Source organism: Pseudooceanicola lipolyticus, assembly GCF_002786325.1.
In the GTDB taxonomy this organism is placed as follows: domain Bacteria; phylum Pseudomonadota; class Alphaproteobacteria; order Rhodobacterales; family Rhodobacteraceae; genus Pseudooceanicola_C; species Pseudooceanicola_C lipolyticus.
The window spans coordinates 47,196-53,255 of record NZ_PGTB01000017.1 but is presented as its reverse complement, the minus strand read 5'-3'; the positions used below and the strand labels follow the sequence as shown (position 1 = coordinate 53,255).

At 66.1% G+C, this 6,060-nt stretch carries 6 protein-coding genes; 5 read left to right on the top strand and 1 reads right to left on the bottom strand.

From position 1 onward, the window contains the following. Positions 1-85: 85 nt before the first annotated feature. A complete protein-coding gene (gene paaZ / locus CVM52_RS07685; RefSeq protein WP_100161925.1) occupies positions 86-2,104 on the bottom strand; it encodes a phenylacetic acid degradation bifunctional protein PaaZ in 2,019 nt (672 codons plus the stop codon). 115 nt (positions 2,105-2,219) lie between these two features. On the opposite strand from paaZ, the gene paaI reads away from it, so the two are divergent. The 5 genes from paaI to CVM52_RS07660 all read left to right on the top strand — a co-directional run bounded on the left by paaI (position 2,220) and on the right by CVM52_RS07660 (position 6,047). Next, positions 2,220-2,654, top strand: a complete 435-nt coding sequence (paaI, locus tag CVM52_RS07680) for a hydroxyphenylacetyl-CoA thioesterase PaaI (protein ID WP_100161929.1) — start codon at positions 2,220-2,222, stop codon at positions 2,652-2,654. Next, on the top strand, positions 2,651-3,961 hold the full coding sequence (gene paaK / locus CVM52_RS07675; protein ID WP_100161924.1) for a phenylacetate--CoA ligase PaaK: 1,311 nt from the start codon (positions 2,651-2,653) through the stop codon (positions 3,959-3,961). Before paaI ends, paaK begins: the two co-directional genes overlap by 4 nt. After that, complete coding sequence (locus CVM52_RS07670) at positions 3,961-4,536, top strand: TetR/AcrR family transcriptional regulator (protein ID WP_100161923.1); 576 nt, start codon at positions 3,961-3,963, stop codon at positions 4,534-4,536. Before paaK ends, CVM52_RS07670 begins: the two co-directional genes overlap by 1 nt. Positions 4,537-4,613: 77 nt before the next feature. Further along, positions 4,614-5,687, top strand: coding sequence for a phenylalanine--tRNA ligase subunit alpha (pheS, locus tag CVM52_RS07665; protein ID WP_100161922.1), 1,074 nt, complete (start codon positions 4,614-4,616; stop codon positions 5,685-5,687). 81 nt (positions 5,688-5,768) lie between these two features. Continuing rightward, positions 5,769-6,047, top strand: a complete 279-nt coding sequence (locus CVM52_RS07660) for a YrhK family protein (RefSeq protein ID WP_100161921.1) — start codon at positions 5,769-5,771, stop codon at positions 6,045-6,047. The last annotated feature ends 13 nt before the right edge of the window (positions 6,048-6,060 follow it).

Below are 6,060 nucleotides of genomic sequence, written 5' to 3'. Positions count from 1 at the left end.
GAGGCCGAGGCGCTGACCGCCCGGCTGCGCGCAGCCGCGCCGCCACCCTGAGGCGCTCCCGGGCCGGGCCCGGGAGGATGCCGCATCACTTGGTGTAGGCCACCATGGTCAGCAGTTCGTATTGCGCCACCTGTTCAGCGTCCTGGTTATACAGCGTCACGTTCCAGGCCACTTCGCCATAGCTGTCGGTGCGCCGGGTCTTGCGGGCGCAGGTCAGGCGCACCCTGACGCTGTCGCCGGGGCTGACCGGTTTCTGAAAGCTCAGCCCGTTCAGCCCGGTATTGGCCAGCACCGGCCCCGGATCGGGCTGCACGAACAGTCCGGCGGCAAAGCTCAGCAGCAGATAGCCATGCGCCACCCGGCCGGGGAAGAACGGGTTCGCCTGCGCCGCCGCCTCGTCCATATGGGCATAGAAGGTGTCGCCGGTGAAGGTGGCGAAATGCTCGATATCCTCCAGCGTCACCTCGCGACTGTCCGTGTGCAGGGTCTCGCCGATCTCGATCTCGTCGAAGGTGCGCTGGAACGGGTGTTGCGGGCCCTTGGTTTCGGCCGCGCCCGCCACCCATTGGCCAGTGATCGCGCTCAGCACGTCGGGGCTGCCCTGGATCGCGGTGCGCTGCATGTAGTGCAGCGCGCCACGCACGCCGCCGAGTTCCTCGCCGCCGCCGGCGCGACCGGGTCCGCCATGTACCATATGCGGCATCGGCGCGCCGTGGCCGGTGCCGGCCTTGGCATTGGCGCCGCCGACGATGTACAGCCGCCCGTGCCAGGCCGCGCTTTCCAGCGCCACGCTGCGGGCAACCTGCGGATCTGCGGTGACCAGCGAAGCCACCAACGACCCGCCGCCGCGATTGGCGATCCGCGCCGCATGGGCCAGGTCGCGATAGGGCATCAGCGTCGAGACCGGGCCGAAAGCCTCCAGCTCGTGCACCGATGTCGCCGCGTCCGGATCATCGCATTGCAACAGCGTCGGTGCCAGGAACGCGCCTTCGGGGTTGGCGCCGGTGGCTTCCGGGTCGCCGGTCAGCACCCGCGCCTCGGCCCCGATTGCCGCGATCTTTTCCAGCACATCGGCCTTCTGCGCCGCCGAGGCCAGCGCGCCCATGCGGGTGGTTTCATCCGCCGGGTCGCCGATGGCGATGCCCGACAGACGGGCCATCAGTGCCTCGGATACCTCGGCGATCGAATCGGCCGGGACGATGATGCGCCGGATCGCGGTGCATTTCTGCCCCGCCTTGGTGGTGATCTCGTTCGCCGCCTCCTTTATGAAGGCGTCGAATTCCGCCGTGCCGGCCTTGGCGTCGGGGCCGAGGATGGTGGCGTTCAGGCTGTCCTGCTCGGCATGGAAGCGCACCGAGTTGCGCATCAGCGCCGGGGTGCTGCGCAGGTGCAGCGCGGTATCGGCCGAGCCGGTAAAGCTGACCACGTCCTGCGCATCCAGCCGGTCCAGCATGTCGCCAAGACCGCCGACCACCAGCTGCACCGCACCTTCGGGCAGGATGCCGCTGTCGATGATCATGCGAAAACAGGCCTCGGTCAGGTAACAGGTCTGGGTTGCCGGCTTCACAATCGCCGGCATCCCGGCCAGCAGCGTCGGCGCCAGCTTTTCCAGCATCCCCCAGACCGGAAAGTTGAAGGCGTTGATATGCACGGCAACGCCTTGCAACGGCACGCAGATATGCTGCCCCAGGAAACTGCCGTCGCGCGACAGCTGCTCGACCCCGCCATCGACATAGACCTGCCCGTCCGGCATCTCGCGCCGGCCTTTCGAGGCGATGACAAACAGCGTACCGATGCCGCCCTCGATATCCACCGCACCGTCGCGGCGGGTCGCCCCGGTCAGCGGGTTCAGCGCATAGAGCTCTTCTTTCCGCTCGCCAATATAGCTGCCCAGCGCCTTGATCATCCGCGCCCGATCATGAAACCCCATCGCCCGCAGCGCCGGGCCGCCCTGGTTTCGCGCCCAGTCCAGCATCGCCTGCGCATCCGGCGCCTTGCCGCCGGCCATGGCGATCACCTTGCCGGTCACCGGCCCGTTGATCGCCCGTGCGTCCTCTCCCGGGGCAATCCAGCTCCCCGCCGCATAGCTTTCCGGTCTCAGCATGATCTGTCCTCTCTCCTGTCTGGCCCGCAGCATGGCGCGGCGCGGCGGGGAAATCAACACTATTGACCGCATGGTCGGTTTTGTGCAGATTGACCGCGAGGAGAGGGAGGAGCCGATGACCCCACAGGAACGTGCCGAACGCAGTGCCCAGGCGATGTGGGACAAGGATGCCGCCTCGAAATGGCTGGGCATGACGCTGGACGCCATCGGGCCGGGCACCGCCACCCTGTCGTTCCAGGTGCAGGACCATCACCTGAACGGGCATCGCATCTGCCATGGCGGCTATATCTTCACCCTGGCCGACAGCGCCTTCGCCTTTGCCTGCAACAGCTATAACCGGGTGACCGTGGCGCAGGAAAATTCGATCACCTTCCTCAGCCCCGGCCAACCCGGTGAACGGCTGACGGCGCAGGCGGCCGAGGTCGGCCGCGCCGGGCGGTCGGGGGTCTATGATGTCAAGGTAACCGGGGCGGATGGACGCACCGTGGCAATGTTCCGCGGCCTGTCGCGCACCATCAAGGGACAGAATTTCGAGGAGGACGAAACATGAAGGACCTGACCCCGAACCGCGCGGATCTGGACGCGATCGAAATTGCCAGCCGCGACGAGATTGCCGCGCTGCAGACACAGCGCCTGAAATGGTCGCTGGCCCATGCCTATGACAATGTGCCGTTCTACAAGCAAAGCTTTGATGCTGCCGGCCTGCACCCCTCGGATCTGACCACGCTGGAAGATCTGGGCAAGTTTCCGTTTACCACCAAGCTGGACCTGCGGGCGAACTATCCCTTCGGCATGTTCGCCATCCCGCGCGAACAGGTGCGGCGCATCCATGCCTCGTCGGGCACCACCGGGCAGCCAACGGTGGTGGGCTATTCCGACAATGACCTGAAGGTCTGGGGCGAGGTGGTGGCGCGGTCGCTGCGGGCCGCCGGGATGCGCCCCGGTGACATGCTGCACAACGCCTATGGCTATGGCCTGTTCACCGGCGGCCTGGGCATCCATCTGGGTGCCGATGCGCTGGGGTTGTCCACGGTGCCGGTCTCCGGCGGCATGACCCAGCGCCAGGTGCGCCTGATCGAGGACTTCCGCCCCAAGGGCATCACCGTGACCCCGTCCTATGCGCTGTCGATCCTTGACGAATATGCCGCGCAGGGGCGCGACCCGCGGCAATCGCCGCTGGAGGTCGGAATCTTCGGCGCCGAACCCTGGACCAACGCGATGCGGCTGGAGATCGAGCAGGCCTTCGACATGCATGCGGTCGACATTTACGGCCTGTCCGAGGTGATGGGCCCCGGCGTTGCCAATGAATGCGTTGAAACCAAGGACGGGCTGCATATCTGGGAGGACCATTTTTATCCCGAGGTGATCGACCCCGAAACCGGGGCGGTGCTGCCTGACGGCGAGATTGGCGAACTGGTCTTCACCTCGCTGTCGAAAGAGGCCTTCCCGATCATCCGCTATCGCACCCGCGACCTGACCCGCCTGCTGCCGGGCACCGCGCGGTCGATGCGGCGGATGGAAAAGGTGACCGGCCGCAGCGACGACATGATCATCCTGCGCGGCGTCAATGTCTTCCCCACCCAGATCGAGGAACAGCTGATGACCGTTGCGGGGCTGGCGCCGCATTTCCAGATCGAGCTCAGCCGGCCGGGCCGGATGGACGAGCTGAAAGTGCTGGTCGAGGCGGTCGAGGGGCATCAGGGCGCGGAACAGCGCGCCGCGGCGGCCAAGGACCTGATCCACAAGGTCAAAACCTCGGTCGGCGTGTCGATCCGGGTCGAGGTTGCCGATCCCGGCGGTGTCGAACGCAGCCAGGGCAAGGCCGTGCGCATCATCGACAAGCGGCCCAAAAGCTGATGCCAAGGGGGGTAGCACGCGATCACGACGAAAAGCGCGCCGGGCTGCGCGCCGGCGCGGCAACCTATTTCGCGCGGCACGGCTTTGACCGCGCCTCGATGAGCGGGGCGGCGCGCGAATGCGGCGTCTCCAAGGCGCTGATCTACCACTATTACGACAGCAAGGAGGCGCTGCTGTATGACATCCTCGACGCGCATCTTTCCGAGCTGGTCGAGGTGATGGAACAGGCGCGCGACGCGGGGATTCGCGGGATCATCGCCGCCAAGCTGGCCGCCTATCACGACGCCGATGCCGAACATAAACTGCAGATCGACGCGCTGGCCACCTTGCCGCCCGAGATGCAGGCGCCGCTGATCGCGTTGCAGCGGCGGCTGGTCACCACCATGTCCGACGCCATCCGCGCCGAGCGCCCCGACCTCGATGCCGACCGGGTGCGCGCATTGACCATGTCGATCTTCGGCATTCTGAACTGGGTCTATATGTGGCACCGCCCCGGCAAGGGGCTGAGCCGCGAGGCCTATGCCGATCTGGCCGCCGACTTCGTGCTGGCCGGATTGAAGGGCCTGCCCGAGTAACCCCGCCGCCGGACACCCCCGCTTGCAATCGCACCACACTGCGGCTAGCACGGCGCACGACAAACCGGGGACCGGGCATGGACGATCTGAAAAGCAAATATCTCGGCCAGATTGCCGACGCCGCCGACGAGGCCGCACTGGAAACCATCCGCGTGGCCGCGGTTGGCAAGAAGGGCGAGGTGAGCCTGAAAATGCGCGAACTCGGGAAGATGACCCCCGAGGAACGCCAGGTCGCCGGCCCGGCGCTGAACGCGCTGAAGGACGAGATCAATTCGGCGCTGGCCGCCAAGAAGGTGGCATTGGGCGACGCGGCGCTGGACGAACGGCTGCGCACCGAATGGCTGGACGTCACCCTGCCCGGCCGGCCCCGGCGCCAGGGCACCGTGCACCCGGTCAGCCAGGTCACCGAGGAACTGACCGCGATCTTTGCCGAAATGGGCTTTTCCGTAGCCGAGGGCCCGCGCATCGACACCGACTGGTATAATTTCGACGCGCTGAACATTCCCGGCCACCACCCGGCCCGCGCCGAGATGGACACGTTCTACATGCACCGCGCCGCGGGCGACAACCGCCCACCACATGTGCTGCGCACGCATACCTCGCCGGTGCAGATCCGCTCGATGGAAAAGATGGGCGCGCCCTTGCGCATCATCTGCCCCGGCGGCGTCTATCGCGCCGATTACGACCAGACCCACACGCCGATGTTCCACCAGGTCGAGGGGCTGGCGGTGGACAAAGACATTTCCATGGCCAACCTGAAATGGGTGCTGGAAGAGTTCTTTGCCGCCTTCTTCGAGATCGATGGCATCAAAACCCGCTTCCGTGCCTCGCATTTCCCGTTCACCGAACCCTCGGCCGAGGTCGATATCCAGTGTTCCTGGGAGGGCGGGCAGCTGAAGATCGGCGAAGGCGACGGCTGGCTGGAAGTGCTGGGCTCGGGCATGGTGCACCCCAAGGTTCTGGCCGCCGGCGGCATCGACCCCGAGCAATGGCAGGGCTTTGCCTTTGGCATGGGGATCGACCGCATCGCTATGCTGAAATACGGCATCCCCGACCTGCGCGCCTTCTTCGATTCCGACCTGCGCTGGCTGCGCCACTACGGCTTTGCCGGGCTTGATGTGCCAACGCTGCATGGCGGGCTCAGCCGGTAACGTCGCATGCCGTTGCCGGCCCCTTGAACCGGCGGCCAATCCTTGCGAGTCCGGGGGCACCCAACGAAAGGCCGCGCCCCCATGCTGTTCCACAAGGACCATCGTAACCAGAGCACCGAAAGCAAGCGTCTCTACGCCCTGTTCGAAATCGCCTATACCTTGGTCGATTTCGCCGCGGCAATCTGCTTTGTAATCGGCTCGGTGATGTTCCTGTCCGAACGCTGGACAACCCCTGGCACCTGGTTGTTCATCATCGGTTCGCTCTGCTTTGCCGCCAAACCCACGTTGCGCCTGATCCGCGAGGTCAAGCTGGCGGCGATGGGTGACACCGATGACCTCGCCGACCGGCTGGAGCGCTGAAGCGGCCCCGGCG

What these genes read in the sequence shown, in the direction of transcription:
- paaZ (WP_100161925.1), bottom strand. Translation starts at nt 2,104, where the DNA reads ATGCTGAGACCGGAAAGCTATGCGGCGGGGAGCTGGATTGCCCCGGGA.
- paaI (WP_100161929.1), top strand. Translation starts at nt 2,220, where the DNA reads ATGACCCCACAGGAACGTGCCGAACGCAGTGCCCAGGCGATGTGGGAC.
- paaK (WP_100161924.1), top strand. Translation starts at nt 2,651, where the DNA reads ATGAAGGACCTGACCCCGAACCGCGCGGATCTGGACGCGATCGAAATT.
- CVM52_RS07670 (WP_100161923.1), top strand. Translation starts at nt 3,961, where the DNA reads ATGCCAAGGGGGGTAGCACGCGATCACGACGAAAAGCGCGCCGGGCTG.
- pheS (WP_100161922.1), top strand. Translation starts at nt 4,614, where the DNA reads ATGGACGATCTGAAAAGCAAATATCTCGGCCAGATTGCCGACGCCGCC.
- CVM52_RS07660 (WP_100161921.1), top strand. Translation starts at nt 5,769, where the DNA reads ATGCTGTTCCACAAGGACCATCGTAACCAGAGCACCGAAAGCAAGCGT.